Below are 24,097 nucleotides of genomic sequence, written 5' to 3' on the forward strand. Positions count from 1 at the left end.
GTTCATCTATCAATATGGACCCTGACTTAACCCTCTGATGTCAAAACACCATAAAACAATCCAAAATGGAGCAAGATTTAGCGCCAAACTTTCGATTAGGATAAAGTTGTTATCGAAACCCCGGAAGGAGAATTTCTCAGATGAATTTATTAGATCTGCGTAAGCAATTCGAAGCTACCAAGCGCGTCTTTGAGAGCGCCAAACTGATCTTCCACGGCGTTCAAGGTTACGATGTCTATAATCCTTCCATTCCATTTGAGTGGAATGGCAAGCGTTATATTTTTGGACGCATGGAGAAGCGTCACGAGTGGGCGAGGTCATGGGTTCGCCTGTTTGAAGAAAGCGGCCCGGACGAATGGACGGTTGTGCCGGATACGATGATTTATCAACTTGAAGATCCTTATATCAGCGTGATCCATAAACAGCTCGTATTAGGCGGTACGCACGTTCGTTACAAGCAAGGACGTCTCGATACCTTTTACGGTTATTTCTATAAGGGCTATGACCTGCATGATCTCTTCTATTTCACGACGGGCCCTGAATACATGAAGGATATTCGGCTGGTGGAGCTTCAGGACGGAAGGATTGGCGTCTTCTCGCGTCCGCGCAGCGAAAAGGTACGTAAGCAGTTCGGGAGCGAATCCTTAGTGGGATTCACGATCATTAACCACCTCGACGAACTGTCTCCGGAAGTTATCGAGAGCGCCGAGAATATCAGCGGGTTGTTTCAAAAGGATGAGTGGGGCGGTTGCAATCAGGCGTACTTGCTTGAGAGCGGGAAGATCGGCGTAATCGGCCATATCTGCTATGCTCAGGAGGACCGATCCACCTATATGAACATGGCGTTTGTTCTAGATCCGCAGACGAATCAATTTTCGGACCTAAAAATCATCGGCACACGTCCATGCTATCCCGAAGGCCCCGCCAAGAAGCCGCATCTCACCGACTGTGCATTTACCGCAGGGATCGAAATGCGTCCAGACGGTAAGGTCAATTTGTACAGCGGCATCGGGGACACCGAAGCCGCCCGCATCGTGATCGACTACCCCTTCGAAAAGGAAGGCGCCATCATAACCTTCTAAATGAATTTCCCCATCCTTAAGCTGCTGGTTATGCCAGCGGCTTTTTTTATAACATGGTAAAGACAATACCATCCACTATTGCAAATCCACCTCTCCGAAAGTTATTATAATAAGTAAATCAAAACACATACCTTTATACGACCACATCGTAATATAAACCTTCTGTAAATTCAATCCTTCTCTAAGAATTTGCTGGAATCTAGCTAGATTTCTTAAATTTACGCTTAGATTCGACAAGAATCTTCAGTTGTTTCAGTTTAAGTACGTATACTTTTTAAAACGGATTGGGCTATAATTAAAGAAATGCTGATATGAGGTGAACCTAATTGAGCAAGAAGGACCTGGCCCTGCCAAAGTACCAAATGGTGAAAGACTATGTCTTATCCCAAATCGAAAACCAGGAATTTACGGAGGATGAACGGATTCCAAGCGAGTCCGAATTCTCCAAGCTGTTGGATGTCAGCTCGATTACAGTCCGAAAGGCTCTTTCAGAGTTGGTAAACGAGGGGGTCATCTATCGTGTCAGAGGGAAGGGAAGCTTTGTCGCCAGCCAAGCAGCAGCCGTTCCAGACAAGACCTCCAATCTGGTTGCCTTCGTCATTTCCGGCATTGAACTGTACGATAGTTCGTATTTGCAAATCATGAGAGGGATCCAGTCTTTTCTAGGCAAGCAAGGCTGCAAGCTGATTATCGAATTTGTGGAGAATGATTTCGAACAAGAACGGGAACTTATCCTGGGGTTAATTCAGACGGAGCTAAGAGGGATTTTGATTTATTCCTCCGATCCGGAAGCTGCGAAGGGCTACCTTGGGGAAATTCGGAAAAGGGGAATTCCGTTCGTCATGTTGGACCGCTCCCCTTCCGGCTATCCGGTGAACGTCGTCACCTGCAACAACCACGATGGAGCCTATGAAGCCGTCGAATACTTGATTAAGCAGGGGCATCGACGTATTGGATTTGCAGCTTACGATTACTATCTTAGCCCCGAGGTTGACAGATATCACGGTTATCGGAATGCCATGACAAATGCATCCCTTCCGATTCCCGAATCCCTCTTATTCCTGAATAAAGATATAGACTACACAATGATGGCGAGTCTCATCCGAAACGGGGAAATGACCGCCCTGTTCTGCGCCAATGACAAGCGAGCACTTGAAGCCCTTGAGCAGCTTACATTGCTTGGCATTCGTATCCCAGAACAAGTGTCCCTCATGGGATTTGACGATTTTGAGAGCTCCAAATTCGCCAAGGTTGCCTTGAGCACCGTTAAGCAATACTTCGATACCATTGGTTACGAGAGTGCCAAGTTGCTGTTTGAAATTACCGAAGGGACATCCTACGGGAATAAGAAAGTCATGTTACCCACCAGCCTCGTCCTGCGTGACACGGTCAAGTCACTCAAGGGATAAGGCTAGGAGCAGATGGGCAATCGTTTGTGATCGTAGAAATCGATTGCCCCCTCACTTCGAAATATCCAAAAACCCCTCCCCAAATACATCCCGCACATCATGGATCGTAAGGAACGCGGCTTGGTCGATGGAGCGGACGATTCTTTTTAGCGTGGACACCTCTTGCTTGCTGATGACGATGTACAGGACTTCCTTCGGGTTCTTCGTATAGTAGCCGTGGCCCGACAAGACGGTTACGCCGCGGTCCATTTGGGTGATGACCCTCTCGGCGATGTCGTTTTGCTTCTCGGAGATAATCGTGACGGCTTTCTTGGGATTCAGACCCTCGATCATGAAGTCCATCACTTTCGTGCCTACATATAAGATTACGATCGTCAGCATCAGCTTCTCCGCGCCAATGATGAAATAGGAGGAGAATGCTACGATCAGATCGAAAAACAGCAGCGCATAGCTGATATTCCAATCGAGATATTTATTGGCGATCCGGGCCAGGATGACGGTTCCTGCTGTCGTCCCGCCAACCCGTACGATCAGACCGATGCCAACCCCCACGATCACGCCGGCGAACACCGCATTGATGGTCGGCTCGTTCGAATCGATCCGCCAGTTTTCCGTCAAATGCAGGAACAACGAGTTAAAAGCGACGGCAATCACCGTATAAATCGTCGTCCGCCGATCCAGAAATTTATACCCGACGATAAGCAGCACGCCATTAATCACGATATTGACCACCGACGGCGACCACTGATACAGGTAGTACAAAATAATCGTGACCCCCGTGACGCCCCCCTCGCCGAAGTCGTTCGGAATAATAAACAAATTGACGGCCAGCGCAAACAGAAAGGCCCCCACAATAATAATAGCGATATCCGCAATTCTCTTCTTCATCTCTACTCTAATCCTCTCTCCACCACATCTCTATCTTAACAACCAGAACATCGTAGCGATTCGGATTTGGAAAGTCAAGATGACTTTAACACATTACTTCTCTAGTTCATTCACATGGAAAAGGAATGGAGCACCAAAAGAGGAATAGAACAAATCTACACATCCCCTCCCCCAAAGCCGCCCTTTTGCAACAAATCCACGCATTTTCCGGCAACGCCTCTGCGGACTTTGGTCCTATGCTATAATTTGAGGAAAAGACACCTGCGACCGCACAGGAGGCATGCCGCATGGCTGGATTTACGCGTTACCTGATCCCCCAGAAGTTGAAATATCGCCTGTTCATGGCGTTTGTTTGCTTGATTCTTCTACCCTTCTGCGCCTTGAATTTGTACAACTACCAGCGCATCGAGACCCTGGTTCAGCAAAAAATCAGCCAGCAAAGCCACTCCCAATTGGAGCAGATGTACCGGACCTTGGAGGACCAGATGGGCATCGCCTTCAAGACGCTAATCTTTCTGAAGCAGGACGACTCCGTGAAATCCGTGCTTCGAAATCCGGAGCAACACGACGGGATGGAAAATAAACGGATCATGGAGAATATTTTCATGAACCTGAACAACAGCTTCTTCTTGTACAACCCTTCCGTCTACTTCATGATTTTGGATATGAATGAAAGCGTATACACTTCTTACCCGCCCCGGGATGCCCTGGTCTACGACAAGCTTAGAGAACACCCCGGCTTCGACCGGCAGGCGATGAACGCCAACGCGTACCATTGGGTCCCAAACGACCCGAACTATGTGCTGCGGGACGTCTCGACCAGCACCTATTTGCTGTCCTTATACGCCTATTTAGGCGATAACCCGAACCGGCCTTACGGCATGGCCCGCATCAGCATCGACTATTCCTCTTGGCTGCGCTCCGTCCATAATCAATCGGATCTGCAGCAACAGTATTTCCTGATTACGCGCGCAGGAGAGGAAATCTCCAAGTCGGTGCCGGATGCGGTGCTGCCCGAGAAGGTGATGGCGGAAATCGCCAAGCAGCCGGACCGGCAATACTTCATCGACAAGGACTCCAACTCCCTGGTCAATTACATCTATGTGGAATCATTAGACTGGTACATCGTGAACCGGATTCCGCTGCCGATCCTGTTTAATGAGATTGACGCGTTGAAACGGCAGTATTTCACGACGTTTTTCATGCTGATGGGGGCTTTTCTGGTCATGACCTTCGCGATCGCTGCGACGATCACCCGTCCGTTGTCCCATTTGCAGAACAAAATGATGGCGGTCGTCCGCAAAAATTTGAAAATCCGGCTGCCGGAACAAAAATTCCGCGGGGAGATCCTGGACTTAACCCGGACCTTCAATACGATGCTCGATGATATGGACGCGTTGATCCAACGCCTGAAGACGGAGGAGCGGCAGAAGGAGGCCGTTCATTTTCATATGCTGCTGGCGCAGATGAACCCGCACTTCCTGCTGAATACGTTAAATACGATCAAATGGAGTGCTATTCGCCAGGGAAACGAAGACATTACTGAGATCACCCTATCCTTAGGTAAGTTACTGGAAGCCAGTCTGAATTCGGAAAAAGACCTAGTCCATCTCCAGGACGAAATCGAGCTGGTACAGGCCTATGTGCATATTCAGCAGGTTCGCTACAATCACCGGTTCGAGGTTGCTTACACGTTGGAGGACGAAGTCGTCTTTGCGCTGGTGCCGAAGCTGAGCCTGCAGCCGCTCGTCGAGAACGCCATCATGCACGGAGTTAGCCATCTGACCGGTCCGGGCCGGATTGAGATTCGCGTCCGACGCGAGGGGCTAGCCCAACTGACCGTCGAAATCGAAGATAACGGGATCGGTATGGCGCGTTCGGCCCAAATCAAGAAGACGCGGAAGCGGCCGGGCATCGGCCTGGACAACGTTCGGGAGCGGCTGCGGCTGCTGTTTAAGGAAGAAGGGCGCATGGATGTGGCGTCCTCGGATCAAGGGACGCGGGTTCGGTTTACGATTCCTTTATTGCTATCAACGCCTTATGCGAAAAGCCACCAAGAAGCAGCGCTGGCGAAGGAAGGACATCCCCTGACGCTGCCGCCGGGGGATGCCGCGGCCAACGATCCGAGAGGAGGTCAATAACATGTGGAAAGTGCTGCTGGTCGAAGACGAAGTGTTCGTTCGCGAATCGGTTCGTGAAATCATCGCTTGGGAAGAGCTCGGATTTACGGTGGCAGGTGAAGCCGGCAACGGCGGTGAGGCGCTCGAGATGATCCGGCGCGACCCGCCTGATCTGGTGCTCGCAGACATCGTCATGCCGGAGATGGACGGCGTAGAGCTGCTCCGCCGCACTCGGGAAGAGGGTTATCATTCTCGCTTCATCATGCTGACCTGCATCGGCGAATTTGAATATGTACGGCAGGCGATGGAATACGGCGCTTCCAATTATATTCTGAAGCTGTCGATGAGCGTTAACTCGCTGCGGGATACGCTGCGCAAAGTGAGCACGGAACTCGCTAGGGACGGCGGCGCGGAGCCGGCAACTCAGGAGATCGGCGAGGCGAATCCGCAGGCGGTATCGGCATCTGCAATGGAATTGGCAGCGGCATCTGCTTCGGCCGCTTCAAACCTCAGTCTGGCCGGAACCGCAGTAAGCATCTCCCATCCCGAGGTGTGCAAAATTATCGATTACATCGCCGAGCATTACGCGCAGGACATCACGGTCAAATCGATGGCCCAATACGTCATGATGGGCGAGAACTACGTTAGCGCCTTGTTCAAGAAAAAAACCGGACAAACGCTGATCCACTACCTGCACCGCATCCGGGTGGAGAAAGCGCAGGAATATCTGCTGCACACCGATCTGCCCGTTCACGAGATTGGTCAACGGGTGGGCTTCATCAATGACAACTACTTCATCAAGATCTTCAAACGCCTCACCCAGCAGACGCCCAGCAAATACCGGCAATGGAACAAAACCGCCGAATAGAAGAAATCGATGGCGCAAATCCCCCGTTTCCGGACGCGCAATTGCATCGTTTTGTTCCGTGAACTGAAGGGATATGTAGGTTCAATTCCGCTCCCGTCCCCTGCTACGATGAGGGGGATTCAACCATCAACGATATAGGGAGGTCTTTACCCGTGAGAAACAAAAAAGGATGGGCCGCACTGCTGCTCTGCACGCTGCTGATCGGCCTGCTGGCTGGCTGCGGCGGCAATAACAGTAATGGGGCGAAGGGAAATTCGGGAGCGGCAACCCCAGATTCGAAAGCGCCTTCATCGGGCGAACCGATCAAACTGACGATGTGGGGCGGGGTTCCGCCGGAAGCCGGTCCGCAAGCTGTAGTAGACGCGTGGAACGCCGCGCACCCCGACGTGCAGGTCGAATACGTACGGTTCGTGAATGACGACGACGGGAACCTGAAGCTCGATACCGCGCTCGCCACGGGGCAAGCGGTCGATCTCTACGTGAACTACTCGGTGACGCAGGCGGCCAAACGGGTCGAGTCCGGCACGGTGCTCGATTTGAGCTCTTTTTCCGACTACAATATTGACGAGAAGATTGGCTCCAACGCAGCCACCTGGAAAATCGACGGCAAGTATTACGGCATCCCCACTAAGAAAAACGTTCAGTTCTTCGCTTTAAACAAGGATGCATTGGACGCTGCGGGACTCACGGTGCCGAAAGCTTGGACCTGGGACGAAGCCCGGGAATACGCCAAAAAGCTGAAAGCTGCCGGCTTTAAATACGGGCTGGTGCAGCATATGGAACCGTTCGCCGATCCGATGGATTCGGTTCTGGAGAAGAACGGCTACGTCAAAGAGGACGGCGGCTCCAACATGGACCACCCGCTCGTGCTGAAATGGCTGGAAACGATGAACGCCATGATGAAGGACGACCAAACCACGCCGCCGCTTGGCGAGCAACTGACGTCCAAAATGCCGGTGGAAAACATGTTCCTCGGCGGTGAAGCCGCGATGATCAACATCGGAGAATGGCTGCTGCGCAGCTCCAATAACATGAAGGACTTCCCTCGCGACTTCAAAATCGCGTTTGCTCCCGTCCCCCGACTGGCGGAGAACGAAGCCGATTTCATCACCAGCGGCGGTGTAGGCGACTTTATCTCAATTAATGCCAACTCGAAGAACACGGAAGCGGCTTGGGAGTTCCTCAAATGGTACGCCGACGAAGGCATGATGCCGATGGCTGCCGGAGGACGGTTGCCTGCCTCGTCCGCGGTCGATCAAGACGCCGCGATCCAAAGCCTGCTCGGCGAATATGCGGACACCTATGACCAGGAATCGCTGGAATTCGTCCTATACGGAAACCAAACTCCAACCTTCGTCCGCAAGCTTCCACAGGAAATGGTGGACATGCGCTCGCAGGAATACGAGAAATTCTTCCTCGACAACCAAACCGCCGAGCAAACGGTGCAGGCGATGGTCAAACGTCATAATGAGTACCTGAAACAAAACAAATAGCAAGTTTAGAGAAGGTCCGGCTGGGTGCAGCCGGGCTTTTCTTTTTTTGCGAAATAGAACATATCTACATCTCCCCCACGCCGTCCTGCAGACCGCCTGAGAAATGCGTATTTCTGTAGCATGAGGTCGGTGGTTTTGTTCCTTATAACGGCCCGCCCCCTCCTGCTATGCTGAGGACATAACCGAACTTTCAAGCCCAAGAGGAGTGGAGCCATGTGAAAACATCGTGGATGAAAAGGCAGCAATTGCTGGGATACGTGTTTATCGGACCGAACATGATCGGCGTGCTGCTGTTTTTTATTTTACCGGCCATTTATTCGTTTTACCTGATGTTCACGGATTACAAGTTCATGAAGCCGGGCACCCGGTTCATCGGACTCGCCAATATCCAACGCATGCTGGGGGACGAAGTCTTCTATATCGCGCTAAAAAACACCCTGATCTTCCTGCTATCAGTGCCGGTGTCGATCGGGTTGGCTTTTGTCGTGGCGGTGGTCTTGAACCGCTCCGTGCATATGAAAAAGCTGCTGCGCGCCTTATACTTCATGCCTTACATCACCAGCGGCGTCGCCGTCGCTTTCGTGTGGATGTTGTTGTTCCAGCCGACGAACGGGCCAATCAACGGACTGCTGCGGGCGATTGGCATCGCCAACCCGCCGGGATGGCTGTCGACCACGGAGACGTCGATGTACGCCATCGACATCATCTGGATCTGGTTTATGCTCGGCTATAACATGATCATCTACCTGGCCGCCCTGCAGGAAATCTCCGGGGAGCTCCTGGAAGCCGCCAAGATCGACGGGGCCCGCACCTGGCAAACGATCCGTAGCGTCGTCTGGCCGCTCGTCAGTCCGACCACCTTCCTGCTGCTCGTCACCGGCTTGATCATGTCGATCAAGCAGTTTGGGATCATCCAGGCGATCACGCAGGGCGGACCCGGGAACAGCACAACCGTCCTGTCGCTGTTCATCTACCAGAACGCCTTCCGTTATTACGAGATGGGCTACGCTTCGGCGATTTCCTGGGCGCTGTTCCTGGTCATCCTGATCTTCACGATGATTCAATGGGTCGGCCAAAAACGCTGGGTTCACTACTAGAACGAGTAGTTTATTGGCAAAATCGCTGGGCGGATCGATGAGATAAGGGTACAAAATGGTGCTATTTCGGCGAGTCAACGGGAGTTGGCCGTATTTCGTACCACTTTGTGGAGAATAAGGCCATAAAGTTCCGCTATGTTGATAAGGTGTCTCCGGTCCCAGATCAAAAGCAGCAATACTAGCACTTTTAAGGAGGAAAAAAGCATGCCATCGACTTCCGTCACCAAAATCGTCACCACGTGCGTCATGCTCTTGTTCGGGGTACTTATGATCGTTCCGTTCCTATGGATGATCAGCACCTCGTTCAAAACGCCGGCGGAGGTATTTCAGTTTCCGATCAAGTGGATTCCCGCCGACTTCAACTGGGAGCATCATATCAAGGTGTGGACCGGCAAGAACAGCTTCACTCACTACTACTTAAACTCTCTGAAAATATCGCTGATCAGCGTCACCGGCGCCGTGTTGCTGTCTTCACTGGCCGCGTACGGGTTCTCGCGGATCGAGTTCAAGGGGCGGAACGCGATGTTCATGGTGTACCTGTCGATGATGATGGTTCCGCCGCAGGTGCTGTTTGTGCCGAAGTTCATCATGTTCGACTGGGCGGGGATTTACAACACGCATTGGGCGCTGATTCTGCCCGGGATGTTTACGATCTTCGGCGTGTTTATGATGCGGCAGTTCTTCCTCACCGTACCGCAGGAAATCTCCGAAGCCGCCTTTATCGACGGCGCCGGCCATTTCCGCATCTTCTTCCGGCTAATCCTGCCGCTAGCCAAGCCGGCGCTAGCCACGCTGGCGATCATCGACTTCTCCTGGCACTGGAACGATTACGAGAACGCCCTGGTGTTCCTGATCGACCAGGATCTGTTCACGGTGCCGCTTGGCCTGCAAAACTTCATCCTGGAGAATACCGTCGATTACAACGGCATGATGGCGGCGGCCACCGCGGGGATTATCCCGATGATTCTCGTCTTCCTGATCGGTCAGAAATACATTATTCAAGGCGTATCGAGTTCGGCGGTGAAGGGGTAAAAGCGTGCGGCTGGTCGAATTGAATGTCGCATCAAATGCAGCATTTAGGTGCGACCCACGGGTAGGAGCGTTGTTACAAGTTCACTAGTTACCTATCAAACGCTGAATTGTATTCGGTTTTTCGAACACAATTCGTCGCTAACGAGAGCCAAAATGCGAATTGTATTCGATTTTTCATACAGATTCCCAGCTCCCGACATCCTGAGCGCTGATTATATATGAAATTTCATATACAATCCGCCAAAATCGCCAAAAGCGACGAATTGTATTCGGTTTTTCGCCTATATTGCTTGCCACTCGCATTTTTGGCTCGACACTCGCATTTCTGGCTCGACATTCGCACTTTTGACTCGCCGAATCATCAATTCGGCATCTCCTTCAACTCACTCAGTCAAACGAAAGGGGTTTACAAACCAATGAGAAACGAAACGGTACGTAGCGACATTACGGTCGTCGGCGGAGGACTCGCCGGCGTTTGCGCCGCCGTGGCGGCGGCCAGGCTCGGGCGCAAGGTGGCGCTCGTGCAGAACCGCCCGGTGCTCGGCGGAAATTCCAGCAGCGAGGTGCGCGTCTGGGTCTGCGGAGCGACCGCGCACGGCACGAACCGGTACGCCCGCGAGACCGGGATCATGGGCGAAATGTTCGTGGAGAACCAGTACCGCAATCCCGACGGCAATCCCTATCTGTGGGATATGGTCGTGTTAGAAACGGTACTGGCTGAGCCGAACCTCTCGTTATACCTGAACACCGACGTGCACGAGGTCGAGGCGGACGGCGAAGAGGAGGCGCGGCAGATCCGATCCGTCACCGGCTGGATGATGGGCTCGGAGCGGCGCATCCGCTTTGAGAGCCCGATCTTCCTCGACTGCACCGGGGACGGGCTCGTCGGGTTCCTGGCCGGCGCCAAGTACCGGCTCGGCCGGGAGGCCCGGTGCGAATTCGGCGAAGCCTGGGCGCCCGAGGTCGCCGACGACATCACGCTCGGCAGCACGCTGCTGTTCTACACGAAGGACGCCGGGCACCCGGTGAAATTCGTACCGCCATCCTTCGCCAAGGATATTACACAGACCCCGATCCCGCTAAGGCGCGTTATCCGCAGCGGCGACTCGGGTTGCCATTACTGGTGGATCGAATGGGGCGGCGAGCTGGACACCGTGCATGACAACGAGCGCATCCGCGACGAGTTGTCGGCCGTTATCTACGGAATTTGGGATTACATTAAAAATTCCGGACAGTTCGACGCCGACCGCATGACCCTGGAATGGGTCGGCTCGATCCCCGGCAAGCGGGAATACCGCCGCTTTCTCGGCGACTACACGCTGACCCAGAACGACATTCTGGCGCAGGAGCCGTTCGAGGACCGGGTCGCGTTTGGCGGCTGGTCGATCGACCTGCATCCGCCGCAAGGGATGTACGCCGAGGAAAGCGGCTCGAAGCATCTGCACGCGGACGGGAACTACCATATCCCGTTCCGCTCGCTCTACTCCGCGAACGTGTCCAACCTGCTGTTCGCGGGCCGCAACATCAGCGCGACGCACGTCGCGTTCGGCACGACGCGGGTCATGGCGACCTGCGCCACGATCGGCGAAGCCGCTGGGACCGCCGCGGCGCTATGCGCGGAGCTGGGCGCGACGCCGCGGGAGCTGTCGCGCCAGCACACCCCGCTGCTGCGGCAAACGCTGCTGCGGCAGGATGCCTCCGTGCTGGGCGTCGCGAACGAAGACGCCGCGGACTTGGCCCGGAGCGCGAAGCTGAGCGCCTCCTCCTTCCTGTCCCGCCTGGCGGCGGAATCGGCCGACGAGACGTACCCGCTGGAACGCGATGTCGCCCTGCTGCTTCCGGCCGATCCCGGCCTCGCCGGCACGATCGAATGGCGGCTGGACGCGGCGCAGGACACGGAGCTTACCGTCGAGGTGTGGAGCACCGGAAGACCGGAAAACTACGTCCCCGCCACTCTCGAATACAAGGCGACCGTGGCTATACCCCAGGGCGAGGGACAGTGGATTCCCGTCCGGTTTGACTGGACGCCGGAAAAGCCGCAGAACGCTTTTGTCATCATCCGTAATAATCCATCAATCCGACTCTACTTGTCCCATACGCCGCTGACGGGACTACTGGCCTTCGAACGGGGCGCAGCGGCTCGCGTCTCCAAGGATCTCGAGGATCATGACGATTCCCAGCCGGTGGTGGAATGGAGCATGAAGCGTCTGGCGCGCAAAACGTTCTGCTTCCGCGCAGACCTCACCACCGACGCCTATCGCCCTGAGCATATCCTGGACGGTTATAAGCGGCCTTACGGCGGCCCGCATCTTTGGCTGTCGAAGCCGATGGCGCAGGATACCCAACCTTGGATCGAGCTCGCCTGGGAGAACGAGCAAACCGTCCGCGAAATTCATGTGATTTTTAACGACGACGTCAACGAGGACTTGATCAACCTGCACCATCACCGCACACCGTTCGAAATCATCCCTGAGTTGGTAAAGAGCTACCGGCTCGAAGCGCAGGAGCCCGCCGGAAATTGGATCGCTCTGGTCTCGGAAACCGGCAACCGACGGCGCAAGCAGGTACATCGCCTGGAAACCGCCGTTCCGGTCAAAGCCATCCGGCTTGTCGTGGAAGAGACAAACGGGTCGCGGCATGCGGAGCTGATCGAGGTCCGAGTGTACGAGAAATAACGAGAATAGCCCGCTCAAATGAGCGGGCTATTGGTTTGCTATCTTATACACTTACTTCCGCGAAGAAACTGCTTTGGCCTTCGGTTTGTCCGATAGATACGGAACGCGTTCGCCTTTGAGCGACCATCCCGTCTTCAAACCGAGGATGAACCAGCCTAGGGCAAGCAGCCCTAACGTGAAAATGGAGTCGCCGATGACTCGCAGCCAGACGAAATTGTGGATGATCCCCCGGGTCATGAATTCCGCCGAACGGGCGTACCAGTAACCATGTTCCACGCTGGCCCAGGTCTGCATGAGCCCGATCGGCAGAAGGCTCAGAAGCACCATCAGCAACAACCCGATGTTGATGGCCCAGAAGGAGAAGCGGAGCGCCCCCGTTTTCCATTCAAAATTGGTGGTCAAGCCGCGCAAACAGAACAACATCAACCCGATTCCCAAGGTACCGTACACGCCGAACAAAGCGGTATGCCCATGCACTGGCGTTGTATTCAAGCCCTGCATATAGTACAAGGCCACCGGCGGGTTGATGAAGAAGCCGAACAGCCCCGCACCAACGAGGTTCCAGAAAGCCACGGCCACGAAGAAGTAAATCGGCCATTTGTAGGCTTTGACCCACGGACGGGCTCTCGTCAAAGTCAGGTTCTCATAGGCTTCGAATCCAATCAAGCAGAGCGGAACGACCTCCAAAGCGCTGAATGCCGCACCGAAGGCCAGCACCCCAATGGGCGTGCCGCTGAAATATAGATGGTGGAACGTGCCGATGATCCCGCCGAACAGAAAGATGATCGTCGAGAAGAGTACCGAACCGGTGGCCACTCGGACTCGCAGCAAGCCCATGCGGGTGAACAGGAAGGCCATAACCACCGTGGCGAACACCTCGAAGAAGCCTTCGACCCAGAGATGGACAACCCACCAGCGCCAATATTCGGCGATCGCCAAATGGGTATGCTGCCCCCACATCAGGCCAGGGACGTAGAACAGCGGAATCGCGGTGGAGGCCAGCAAGAACAAGACCAGCAGGTTACGCGTTTCACTGCCTTTTTTCAGCGCGGGCCAGATCGCCCGGGCCATCAGGAACAGCCAAAGGAACAATCCGACGGTAAGGAAAATCTGCCAGAACCGGCCCAGATCGACATATTCATACCCCTGATGTCCAAACCAGAAGTTCGCCGTGAAACCGAGTCTTTGCTGGATCGCGAACCATTGTCCGACCATCGATCCGACAACGATTATTAACAAGCAGACGAACAGGAAGTTGACTCCCGCTCTCTGCAGATTCGGTTCATGTCCGGAAACGGCCGGCGCTACGAACAGTCCGGTGGCCAACCAAGCCGTGGCGATCCAGAAGATGCCGAGCTGCGTGTGCCATGTTCGCGTCACCGAGTAAGGGATCCAGTCTGCTATAGGAATGCCGTAGAAGCTGCTCCCCTCTACCTGGTAGTGAGCCGTGATCGCTCCCAATGCCGCCTGGACCACCACCAACGCGGTGACCACCCAGAAGTATTTCAAGGTCGCTTTCATTGATGGGGTAGGTGACAAAGCCAACAAGGGGTCCTTCTCAGGAAAACGCTCCTCCCCTTCTGTATGCTTCTGGGTAGCGTAATACCATGCCAGAGCTCCAATGCCCGCCAACAGCAGTACAAAGCTGACCACCGACCAAATGACCATGGAGCCGGTTAATGTATTGCCTACCAGCGGCTCATGCGGCCAATTGTTCGTATAGCTGACGTTCTCTCCGGGCCGTTCCGCCGCGCAGGACCAAGCCGCCCAGAAGAAGAACGCATTCAGCGCCTTAGCTCTGGCGGGATCCTTCAGGGCATTGCTTGGAATGGCGTAATCGTCACGCAGCTTGTCGAATTGAGGGTCATGACCGAACAAGCCCGCATAATACCGGCTTAACTCGGTAAACGTTTGGGCACGGTCCGGCGATAGGGTGATTTGCCCGCTACCGGAATCGTATGTATTCGTGCGCATTTCTTTTTTTAACCTACTGAGTAGCAGCGCCTGTTGATCATCGTTCAAGCGGTCATACGAATTTCCGGTTTCGGTTTGCGCCCATCGATGGAGCAGCATTTCCGATTCCCGGTGCAGCCAATCCGCCGACCAGTCGGGAGCGACATAGGCCCCGTGCCCCCAGACGCTTCCGATTTCCTGGCCGCCCATCGACTGCCAGACATTCTGACCGTCCAAAATATCCTGTTCGGTCATCAGCACCGTGCCGTCAGTAGATACCACTTGCTTCGGAATAGGAGGCATGGAATGGTAGATCTCCCCGCCGTAATAACCCAAGACCGCAAAGGAAATCGCAATCACGAGCCCCAGGCTGATCCATAACTTGGCCACTTTCATTACATATCACGCTCCTGTACGACAATGATGGTTAAGGACGTAGCTCCTTGATTGGTTAGGGTACCCCCGAATTTCCTATAATAACCAAGAATGAATCTTTAATTTCGAGAAAGCCAGGCTTCCCAATGGGGTGGTATCATTTGAGGCAGGAAAGGAGGAGCCTTCCAACAAAATGTAAGCGCTTAACTGCCATATTCAATATCAAAGGGGAGTGATCGAATGAATCAATCGATGAAACGTGTCCTCATGCTGCTGATCGCCGCAGTCTTGCTGCTGCCTGCAGGATGGCCGGCCTCGGTAACCAAAGCCGACACCTCGGCTCCGGACGGCACGGTCACGGTGTACCATGAGGACTTCGCAAATGGAATCGGCAAAGCGGTCCAATCAGGAGGGGCGACCCTGACGCAGGTCACTGGCAAGACGTTTACCGGCAACGAGGACGGCGGCGCATTATACGTCAGTAACCGGGTAAACAACTGGGACGCGGCCGACTTCCGGTTTAGCGACATCGGCTTGGTGAACGGCAAAACCTATACGGCCCAAGTTACCGTATACGTGGACGCCGCCGTTAGCGTACCCGCTGACGCCAAAGCTGCCCTTCAAACCGTGGACAGCTACGGCAATTATGCCGAAGCGGCATACCTCGCCGGCCAAGCCGTGACATTAACGAAGGAGTTTACCGTGGATACAAGCGCAGACAAGGCGCTGCGCATCAACTCGAATGCTGCAGGTGCTGCGGTTCCTTTCTACATCGGAGACATTCGCATCACGGAGCAAGCCAGCTCCGGCGGTGGTGAGCAGCCGCCTAGAGACCCGGCATTGCCTTTCTCTACGATCACCTTTGAGGATCAAAAATCCGGCGGCTTCGCGGGCCGAGCAGGTACCGAAACGTTGACCGTGACGAACGAGGCGAACCATACGCCAGGCGGTTCCTATGCGCTCAAGGTTGAAGGCCGTACCGACACCTGGCACGGGCCAACGCTGCGCGTAGAGAAATACGTGGACCAAGGCGCCGAATACAAGATTTCGGCCTGGGTCAAGCTGATCGATCCCGCCAGCTCGCAAATCCAGCTGTCTACTCAAATCGGCGAAGGCAGCAGCGCGAATTACGTGGCCCTATCCCCCAAGACCCTAAGTACCGGGGACAATTGGGTTCAGTTTGAAGGAACCTACCGTTATAACAGCGTGGGCGGCGAATTTTTGACGATTTACGTGGAAAGTTCGAATAACGCGACCGCTTCTTTTTACATCGACGACGTGAGTTTTGAAAGCACTGGATCCGGCCCAATTGCCATCCAAAAAGATCTGATCCCGCTGAAAACCGCTTACCAAAGCGACTTCTTGATCGGTAACGCCATCTCGGCCGAGGATTTGGAAGGCGTACGATTGGAGCTGCTCGACATGCACCACAACGTCGCCACAGCCGGCAACGCCATGAAGCCTGACGGGCTACAGCCGACAAAAGGCAATTTTACGTTTACCGCGGTGGATGCCATGGTCGATAAGGTCCGGGCAGAAGGGATGCAAATGCACGGCCATGTCTTGGTCTGGCACCAGCAATCGCCGGCTTGGATGAATACGGCCACCGATGCGCAAGGAAACTCGGTCCCATTGAGCCGGGAAGAGGCCTTGGCTAACTTGCGGACTCACATTCAAACCGTCATGGAGCATTTCGGCAACACGGTGATTTCTTGGGACGTTGTCAACGAAGCGATGAACGATAACCCGGGGAACCCGGCGGATTGGCAAGCGTCCTTGCGGCAAGCCCCGTGGAAGACCGCGATCGGCGATGACTACGTTGAGCAGGCGTTCCTCGCAGCCAGAGAAGTGCTCGACCGGCATCCGGAATGGGATATCAAGTTGTATTACAACGATTACAACGAAGATAACCAGAACAAAGCTCAAGCCATCTATAACATGGTCAAAGCGTTGAACGACAAATATGCGCTGACCCATCCGGGCAAAAAGCTGATCGACGGCGTCGGCATGCAAGCGCACTATAGCGTTAACACGAATCCGGAGAACGTTCGACTATCCCTGGAGAAATTCATCTCCTTGGGCGTGGAAGTCAGCATCACGGAGCTAGACATTCAAGCCGGCAGCAACTACCAGCTGTCCGAGAAGCTGGCGAATGCGCAAGGTTATTTGTACGCGCAATTGATGCAAATCTTCAAGGCGCATGCCGACCACATCGCCCGCGTCACCTTCTGGGGATTGGATGACGGCACCAGCTGGCGCTCCTCGTCTAACCCGCTGCTGTTTGACAAGAATCTTCAGGCCAAACCGGCTTATTACGGCGTGATTAACCCCGCCAAGTTCATTGAAGAACACCAGCCGGATGTGTCGGAAGCGAGCCAGTCTACCGCTTTCTATGGTACGCCTACCGTAGATGGGGCGGCGGATTCCGTTTGGAGCAAAACCCCGGCGATGCCGATCCAGCGTTACCAAACGGCTTGGCAAGGCGCATCCGGCACGGCTAAAGCACTCTGGGACGACCATAACCTGTACGTTTTGATTCAAGTCAGCGACGCGCAGTTGGATAAGAACAGTCCAAACGCATGGGAGCAGGATTCGGTTGAGGTGTTCCTGGACGAGAATAATGCCAAGACCTCGTTCTATCAAGACGACGATGGACAATTCCGTGTGAACTATGCGAATGAGGCTAGCTTTAATCCAGAGAAGCTCGCCACAGGCTTCGTATCGGCGACCAAGGTCGACGGCACGAACTATACGGTCGAAATGAAGATTCCGTTTCAATCGGTTACACCGGCGAATAATGTAAAAATCGGCTTCGACACGCAGATCAACGATGCCAAAGACGGCGCGCGCCAAAGCGTGGCCGCCTGGAACGACACGACCGGCAACGGATATCAAGACACCTCTGTCTACGGCATCTTGACCTTGACGGGAAAAGGCAACGTCGATACGACGCCGCCCGTTTTGAAGATTACCGCCAGTCCCGCCGTTCTCTCGACACCAAACCACAAGATGGTTCCGATCCGGATCACATGGAAGGCCTCCGATAAGGATTCCGGTATTGCCTCGATTAAGTTAGTTTCGATCACCAGCAACGAAAGCGACAACGGGCTGGGCGATGGCGACAAAGCGAACGATATTCAAGGCGCCGATATCGGAACAGCTGATAAAGAGTTCCAGCTACGGGCGGAGCGATCGGGGAAAGGAAACGGAAGAATTTACACGATCACCTACGAAGCTACCGACAAGGCGGGCAATAAAGCGACAGCCAAGACCACGGTCCAAGTCCCGAAGGGGAAGAAGAAGTAACAGCAAAAACGGCGGTGACAGGGATTCTCCCTGCACCGCCGTTTTCTATTCCGTCGTCATCGCTTACTCGAAGCACGCCAAGCATCCAGCTGTTTTTGCACCTCGGCCTGCACCTCGTAGAGGCCCGCCTGCTTCAGTTCCTCATTGAACTTCGGAAGTTCGGTATCTACGTCCACGCTGCCGGTCATAAGGCTCGGATAATATTTCTGCCAGACCATCTTGATGTTCTGCATCTGGATCGGCATCATGGATAAATCCGGCGTAAACCCAAACGTACTAGATTTCACGGCTCTTGCGTTGGAAGCGCGAAATTCCTCCCATTTATTTATCGGTTCCGGATTCTCGCCGCCCATCGTCTTTAAGATAAACCAGTTGCCTTGGGTAAACGTAACTCCAATGTAGTTGGACGAAACGTCGGATACAGGGTGTCCGTCTGCATCCTTCGGAGGGATCAGCACGACTTGACCCTTCTTGTCCAAGGTGTAATGCACGCCTTCGATCCCATAGTTAAATAGGTTTCGTACCTCCGGGTCGGTATTGAGCAGGTTCAAGAACTTGATACATTCGACCGGATACTTCGTATCCGAACTGACCGCCATGACGCCTCCCCGCACATCTTCGGTTGTGACCACCTCCGTCGTGACGGGATGCGCAACGACCTTGTAGCCGCGATCCTTACTCCAGCTATTCTCGGAGAGGGGACCGCCGCTTGAGGCCTTCCAGAACACTTTCTTCCCTCTCTCCAGCTCCTGACTCTCCCGTAAAGCCGCATCTTCGTTGATGTAGCCTGCCTGATAATAACGCCGAAGCGTATCCAGCACCCGCCGAGCCTCCTCGGTTTCGAAAATACTCACGACCCGAGAACGGGAATCTAAAGACCGCAGCATTAATGGGAGTTCCTTATCAATCACGTACTCGTACCCATATAAAGCGAAGAAGTTATGGGAATCCTTGTCCAGCTCCATCGGCAAATAATCGAATTCCTTCTGCTTGATCATCTGCATCAAGGGTTCCAGCGATTCCAGGGTATTGTACTTCGTAATATCGATGTTATACTTCTTCACCAGCTCTTCCGGATACATCCACTGTTGGCGGACCGCTAATTCCTTATTGGTGGGCACGCCATAAATCCCCCCATCGTCCATCCGTACGCCCTGCCAAAACATGGGGTCAATGACATCGTACATATCCTTGCCCGTACTGGACAGATAGTCATCCAGCCGCAGCCAAGCTCCACGCTTCACGTAAGTGGTGAACTCCGGGGCATAAGCGATATCGAAGGGCGTTCCCGCCGATAACATCGTGTTGAGGCGATTATCGTATTCCTGCCATCCGACCTTGATATAAGTAATGGTGATTCCGATCTTCTTAGCCAATACTTCATTGATCTTGTCATTCACCTTCTTCAGGTCCGGATCCGGCTCCCCGATCGTATAGTAGACCAAATTGACCATGTCCTTACGCGGTATCGTTTCCCCTTTGTCAGAGGAAGGCGAACAGCCCATGACAAGTAGGGATAACATGCCGGTTAATGCCAAGCAAAGGGCCACACGATTGAACAACGAACGTCGCTGCATCCCATCCTCCTTTCCGCCTGTGGAGCACTAGCTTTTTTTTCGAAGATCCGAAGGGGACATGCCATAATATCCTTGAAAATGCGTGTAAAAGTAATTCAAATTCGCGTAGCCCACGGACTGGGCGATGTTGGCGATCTTCTCGTTCGTAGCGAGAATGCGCTCCTTCGCAAGAAGCATACGGTACGCCATCAAATATTCCGAAAATTTCATGCGGGTTTCTTTTAAGAACAACTGTCCAAGGTACGTACTATTCATGCGAAAACGCTCCGCCACCGATTTCAACGTGATGTTCTGGGCAAACTCCGCCTTCACCATAAGCAGGATGCGGTTGGTCAGTTTGGATAACTCCTCATAGGGAATTCCCAGGATCGGATCCGTAGTGTTATCTTTCCTGCTGATCCCATTTAAAGTCCCCTGCAAATCCTCCACAATGATCTTCTCAATCACCTTCTGCAGCTTGGAACGCTCAACGGGCTTTAGCAGATAGTCCTTCACGCCGCAGCGAATCGCCGCTTGGGCATATTCGAATTCACTGTAACCGCTCATAATAATATATTTGGTAGGGAGACGCAGTTCATTGAGCTGATGGATGATCTCATACCCAAGATCAGGGCCGATACATACATCAAAGATGGCGATATCCGGCAATAAATCCACGGATTTGGCGATCGCGTCTTCTTTCGTTTCGCTCGTTTCGATTTGGTGAAAGCCGTATTCCCCCCAATCCAAGGTTCGCTTCATGCCCTCCAGAATCTGCGGTTCGTCATCTACGATCAGAAGCTTATACATGCTGAAGTCACCCCTTTGTGATCCTCACGGTAATCTTGACTCCCGCTTCCTCATTATTCTCAATTTCCATCGCTAAGGCCTCACCATAGAAAAAATGCAGCCGGGTATGCACGTTACGCAGTCCAATACTGCGTACAGGCGTATCATCACGACAGATCAGATGTTGCCTCACTTCTTCCAGACGCGCTTCGGGTATACATTTCCCGTTATCCATAAATTCCAGGATGAACCGTCCGTCCTCTTCCCAACCGTTCACGACGAGTAAATTGAATTCACTGCTTGAATTGAACCCATGAACGAAGAAGTTCTCGGCCAGCGGTTGCATCCAGAATTTGACCGTCTGGAGACGCAATAGCGCCTCATCCACATTGATCTGATAATAGAACCGTCCCGGATACTTCAGCTCCATAATGCTCAGAAACTTCTGCAACAGTTCCAGCTCTTCCCCGATCGAAATAATATTGTCTTTGTGAACGATATCGCGATAGAGAGAACCTAAGGTCGCAATGGCATCCGCCGTATCCACGTCACGGTGAAGCAAAGCCGTGGAGCGAATCGACTCCAGGGTATTGTACAGAAAATGGGGGTTGATCTGATGCTGAAGCGCTTTCATTTCGGTTTCCTGCTGCTTCAATTTCAGCAAATACTCGGTGCGAATATGTTTATCGAGCTCATGCACCATATCATCCAATTCGCGGGCAATCATGCCGTATTCGTTGCGCCGATAGGGAGCGGGGAAACTCGACGTGAAATCCGCCGTCTTCACTCGCTTGATGGAGTGGATGATGTGCCTTAGGAATCTCGCATCGTCACGCATATTGTAAGCGATAAGCAGCAATACGCTAATCATGGCCAACAGAACAATACCTACGACAGCAAATAGGATGCCCGCCTTTTGATGCATCAGGTGAGACAAATCCACGAGAAACACAAATCGGTAATCAAACTTGGTGGAGGTAAAGGTCATGAAGAAGACATTCTTCATCCCCCCTAAGGAGGAATACCCGCTGCTTCGTTTCTCCTCCGTGGCTTTGAGCGCCATCTCCTTGGTCCCATGGTCCATGCCGGAGATCATATACACTTCACCCGAATCGCTAATGGCCGCGGCGATGTCCAACTTATAACCTTGTACTTTCCTGAACAACGGATCGCTGCCGATCAAGAAGCGGAACTCTCCGATTTGACGAGAAATCTGGTTGGGGTCGGACAATTTCTTACGGTACACAAATCCCTTCTCCATAGACTCGCGAAAGATCTCATCCGTGTTCGGCACGCGAAACAGAAAGCTAGGATTGCCATTGTCATCAAACCGCACCACGTTGCTATCAGAATCGGTATGCAGACTGACTTGGGTCAGATCTCCCTTCATGGAACTGTGTAAGAAAGCCCTCATATCTTCCGGGAAAGAGACCAGCGGTTCATTGTATTGGCTATTCTGCAGCCTGCTCGTCTGGTAACCTTCCGCGGTGTTCCCAAGAAAGAAACGAACATCCGTCATCAGGCGATCATTAGAGTAAATTCGCTGCATATAAGCTTCAATTCGATCGGTATCATACTGCAGCTCGTTCTCGATTCGAGCAAACGTGCTGATTGCCTCAGCTCGAGCACCCTCGATCCACTGATACATGAGAACTGCACAGGTCATGATGCCCAGCGCCAAACCGATGGTCACAACAGATATCGTATAGGCAATGAATTTACTTCGGTATATTTTAATCTGCCAAAAGGAGCCCATTCGGCGCCTCCTTTGCCTTGTGTCTTACGGCGCTGATTCCAATGCCATCCTCTGTCCTCATTATACCATCATATTGAAAAGCCCGAACGGTAGATAAATCTACCGTCCGGGCCAATCGAGTGAAGCCTTAGCTCTTATTTAAAGAAGGCATCGATCTGCTCTTGTGCAGCTTTCATGATGGTATCCATTCCGGCCTTTTTCAGTTCTTCGATGATCTGTGGCACCCTCTTCTCCGGATCGGATGCGCCTGTGAGCAATTCATAACGGTACTTATCCCACGTCGCTTTCACGTTCGCTACTTCGGTAGTCAGATTGGTCGTGTCGAGTGAGAAACCGAGCAAGGACGAAGCGGTCGCTTGTTCATTCAGCTTCTGAACTTGTACCCATTGATCTTCCGGAGCTCCTTTGGTTGTCGCCATATTGAAGAAGGTCCCTTGCGTATATCCAGCCAGCGGCCAAGTATCGGAAATACGTTCAATGACTTTCTCGCCGTCCACTTTCACGTAGTCGACGCCCTCTTCACCAAAGGCCAGCATGTTGCGAAGCTTCGGATCGGTATTCACCAGCTCCAGGTATTTCAAAGCTTCCTTCTTATACTTGGAATTGGCCGAGATTCCGTTGAGGGAACCTTGAATCGTTGCCGTCGTGTAGAGCGGTCCGTAAACCTGCGTCATGTCGTACTTCTCGACGCCCTCGTTGATTTGCCAAGTAATGTCCGCCCCTGGGAAGCCTTGAGCACTGAAGAACGCGCGGCCTTTGTCCGCTTCCGGCTTGGTTGGAGCATCGGGATTGATAATGCCATCCTTATACCATTGGTGCAGAATCTTCAATTCGTCCATGACATCCTGTTGTTCCAGAACGGATACCACCTTGCGGGAAGCGTCATCCACCGACACCCCAATCGGAGGGAATCCCAGCGCAAGATCGTCATACCGGTTAAAGAATCCGTTAAATCCGTCACCTTGCGTCATCGGCAATGGATAGAAGCTCTTGCCCTCTCCGGCTTTCATGTCGTGGAACGGTTTATCCAGATCCTTCAGGGTTTTGATGTTGTTCAAGTCAATGCCGTATTTCTCAACATACTTATGATCGAACACCCAATATTGGGTTAGTGAGGAGTCCTTATAGGTTGGCACGGAATAAAGCTTGCCGCCAATTCTCGTCCCATCCCATACCTTCTCTGGAATGAACTTATACAGTTCCGGTGTCTCGCTTTGCACCAAATCGGTGATGTCTGCGAGCGCCCCGATGGTCACTTGCTGATTGTATTTGGAAACGTTGGTGAAGAGGATATCGAAAGGTTCACCCGTGTTTACGATCGTGTTAATTTTCGTATCCCAATCGCCCCAGCTTGCCACTTTAATGTCGATCTTCACACCGATTTTCTCGGCTGTGTATTCGTTCATGGCTTCGATGGCCTTCTCGAAGTTATCCGGAACCTGACCGCCGATCGTCCACCATACCAACGTCGGGATCTCCCCCGAAGTTGTCGGTGTTTCTGTAGAAGTGTTCGTCGAAGAGTCTGGCGAGTTGTTCGCCGACGAAGAATTCGACTTCGAACCGCATGCGGCAAGAACGGACATGAGAAGCATCATAATACATAGGGTAGAGATGAGCTTCAAAGACCTTGTCATAGATATTTCCTCCCTTTTGTGTTCTTAATATACATAAACTGAGACAAGCCCAGTTTATTTCGGA

15 protein-coding genes are annotated in these 24,097 nt (G+C 53.0%); 9 read left to right on the plus strand and 6 right to left on the minus strand.

Features of this window, described 5'->3' with window-relative positions; all coding sequences use genetic code 11:
* Nucleotides 1–140: 140 nt before the first annotated feature.
* Together IM700_RS08525 and IM700_RS08530 are read left to right on the plus strand one after the other, a co-directional pair.
* Complete coding sequence (locus IM700_RS08525; RefSeq protein WP_193417200.1) at nucleotides 141–1,082, plus strand: MTP-1 family protein; 942 nt, start codon at nucleotides 141–143, stop codon at nucleotides 1,080–1,082.
* Nucleotides 1,083–1,408: 326 nt separating this feature from the next.
* Complete coding sequence (locus IM700_RS08530) at nucleotides 1,409–2,491, plus strand: substrate-binding domain-containing protein (RefSeq protein ID WP_193417201.1); 1,083 nt, start codon at nucleotides 1,409–1,411, stop codon at nucleotides 2,489–2,491.
* A 51-nt stretch (nucleotides 2,492–2,542) separates the two neighbouring features.
* On the opposite strand, the gene IM700_RS08535 is transcribed toward IM700_RS08530, so the two are convergent.
* A complete protein-coding gene (locus IM700_RS08535) occupies nucleotides 2,543–3,379 on the minus strand; it encodes a YitT family protein (protein WP_193417202.1) in 837 nt (278 codons plus the stop codon).
* A 287-nt stretch (nucleotides 3,380–3,666) separates the two neighbouring features.
* Between IM700_RS08535 and IM700_RS08540 the strand changes: the two genes are divergently transcribed.
* The 6 genes from IM700_RS08540 to IM700_RS08565 all read left to right on the plus strand — a co-directional run bounded on the left by IM700_RS08540 (nucleotide 3,667) and on the right by IM700_RS08565 (nucleotide 12,664).
* Nucleotides 3,667–5,520 (plus strand): cache domain-containing sensor histidine kinase, encoded by a 1,854-nt coding sequence (locus tag IM700_RS08540; protein ID WP_193417203.1) that lies wholly within the window; start codon nucleotides 3,667–3,669, stop codon nucleotides 5,518–5,520.
* Nucleotide 5,521: 1 nt separating this feature from the next.
* Nucleotides 5,522–6,367 carry a response regulator gene (locus tag IM700_RS08545; RefSeq protein ID WP_193417204.1) on the plus strand — a complete coding sequence of 282 codons (846 nt, stop codon included), beginning with the start codon at nucleotides 5,522–5,524 and terminating at the stop codon, nucleotides 6,365–6,367.
* A gap of 152 nt (nucleotides 6,368–6,519) precedes the next feature.
* Complete coding sequence (locus IM700_RS08550; RefSeq protein WP_193417205.1) at nucleotides 6,520–7,860, plus strand: extracellular solute-binding protein; 1,341 nt, start codon at nucleotides 6,520–6,522, stop codon at nucleotides 7,858–7,860.
* A 215-nt stretch (nucleotides 7,861–8,075) separates the two neighbouring features.
* Nucleotides 8,076–8,957, plus strand: coding sequence for a carbohydrate ABC transporter permease (locus tag IM700_RS08555; protein WP_193417206.1), 882 nt, complete (start codon nucleotides 8,076–8,078; stop codon nucleotides 8,955–8,957).
* Between the two features lie 204 nt (nucleotides 8,958–9,161).
* Complete coding sequence (locus tag IM700_RS08560) at nucleotides 9,162–9,989, plus strand: carbohydrate ABC transporter permease (protein ID WP_193417207.1); 828 nt, start codon at nucleotides 9,162–9,164, stop codon at nucleotides 9,987–9,989.
* 416 nt (nucleotides 9,990–10,405) lie between these two features.
* Nucleotides 10,406–12,664 (plus strand): FAD-dependent oxidoreductase, encoded by a 2,259-nt coding sequence (locus tag IM700_RS08565; protein ID WP_193417208.1) that lies wholly within the window; start codon nucleotides 10,406–10,408, stop codon nucleotides 12,662–12,664.
* 51 nt (nucleotides 12,665–12,715) lie between these two features.
* Here IM700_RS08565 and IM700_RS08570 read toward each other — a convergent pair whose 3' ends face one another.
* Nucleotides 12,716–15,013, minus strand: coding sequence for a nitric-oxide reductase large subunit (locus tag IM700_RS08570; protein WP_193417209.1), 2,298 nt, complete (start codon nucleotides 15,011–15,013; stop codon nucleotides 12,716–12,718).
* 219 nt (nucleotides 15,014–15,232) lie between these two features.
* On the opposite strand from IM700_RS08570, the gene IM700_RS08575 reads away from it, so the two are divergent.
* Nucleotides 15,233–18,298 carry an endo-1,4-beta-xylanase gene (locus IM700_RS08575; RefSeq protein WP_193417210.1) on the plus strand — a complete coding sequence of 1,022 codons (3,066 nt, stop codon included), beginning with the start codon at nucleotides 15,233–15,235 and terminating at the stop codon, nucleotides 18,296–18,298.
* Between the two features lie 56 nt (nucleotides 18,299–18,354).
* Here the strand turns inward: IM700_RS08575 and IM700_RS08580 are convergent, their stop codons facing one another.
* From IM700_RS08580 to IM700_RS08595, 4 genes are all read right to left on the minus strand, one after another.
* Nucleotides 18,355–19,875, minus strand: coding sequence for an ABC transporter substrate-binding protein (locus tag IM700_RS08580; RefSeq protein ID WP_155607013.1), 1,521 nt, complete (start codon nucleotides 19,873–19,875; stop codon nucleotides 18,355–18,357).
* A 27-nt stretch (nucleotides 19,876–19,902) separates the two neighbouring features.
* Nucleotides 19,903–20,664, minus strand: a complete 762-nt coding sequence (locus IM700_RS08585; RefSeq protein ID WP_155607012.1) for a response regulator transcription factor — start codon at nucleotides 20,662–20,664, stop codon at nucleotides 19,903–19,905.
* 7 nt (nucleotides 20,665–20,671) lie between these two features.
* On the minus strand, nucleotides 20,672–22,399 hold the full coding sequence (locus IM700_RS08590) for a sensor histidine kinase (RefSeq protein WP_193417211.1): 1,728 nt from the start codon (nucleotides 22,397–22,399) through the stop codon (nucleotides 20,672–20,674).
* Between the two features lie 134 nt (nucleotides 22,400–22,533).
* Entirely contained in the window at nucleotides 22,534–24,033 is a 1,500-nt protein-coding gene (locus IM700_RS08595; protein ID WP_193417212.1) for an ABC transporter substrate-binding protein, read from the minus strand.
* Nucleotides 24,034–24,097: the final 64 nt, after the last annotated feature.

Origin of the sequence: Paenibacillus rhizolycopersici, from assembly GCF_014947195.2 — a bacterium.
Taxonomy (GTDB): domain Bacteria; phylum Bacillota; class Bacilli; order Paenibacillales; family Paenibacillaceae; genus Fontibacillus; species Fontibacillus rhizolycopersici.

Excerpts from the sequence above, each read along its gene's own strand:
- IM700_RS08525 (WP_193417200.1), top strand. The coding sequence starts at position 141 with ATGAATTTATTAGATCTGCGTAAGCAATTCGAAGCTACCAAGCGCGTC.
- IM700_RS08535 (WP_193417202.1), bottom strand. The coding sequence starts at position 3,379 with ATGAAGAAGAGAATTGCGGATATCGCTATTATTATTGTGGGGGCCTTT.
- IM700_RS08540 (WP_193417203.1), top strand. The coding sequence starts at position 3,667 with ATGGCTGGATTTACGCGTTACCTGATCCCCCAGAAGTTGAAATATCGC.
- IM700_RS08545 (WP_193417204.1), top strand. The coding sequence starts at position 5,522 with ATGTGGAAAGTGCTGCTGGTCGAAGACGAAGTGTTCGTTCGCGAATCG.
- IM700_RS08560 (WP_193417207.1), top strand. The coding sequence starts at position 9,162 with ATGCCATCGACTTCCGTCACCAAAATCGTCACCACGTGCGTCATGCTC.
- IM700_RS08565 (WP_193417208.1), top strand. The coding sequence starts at position 10,406 with ATGAGAAACGAAACGGTACGTAGCGACATTACGGTCGTCGGCGGAGGA.
- IM700_RS08570 (WP_193417209.1), bottom strand. The coding sequence starts at position 15,013 with ATGAAAGTGGCCAAGTTATGGATCAGCCTGGGGCTCGTGATTGCGATT.
- IM700_RS08575 (WP_193417210.1), top strand. The coding sequence starts at position 15,233 with ATGAATCAATCGATGAAACGTGTCCTCATGCTGCTGATCGCCGCAGTC.
- IM700_RS08580 (WP_155607013.1), bottom strand. The coding sequence starts at position 19,875 with ATGCAGCGACGTTCGTTGTTCAATCGTGTGGCCCTTTGCTTGGCATTA.
- IM700_RS08585 (WP_155607012.1), bottom strand. The coding sequence starts at position 20,664 with ATGTATAAGCTTCTGATCGTAGATGACGAACCGCAGATTCTGGAGGGC.
- IM700_RS08590 (WP_193417211.1), bottom strand. The coding sequence starts at position 22,399 with ATGGGCTCCTTTTGGCAGATTAAAATATACCGAAGTAAATTCATTGCC.
- IM700_RS08595 (WP_193417212.1), bottom strand. The coding sequence starts at position 24,033 with ATGACAAGGTCTTTGAAGCTCATCTCTACCCTATGTATTATGATGCTT.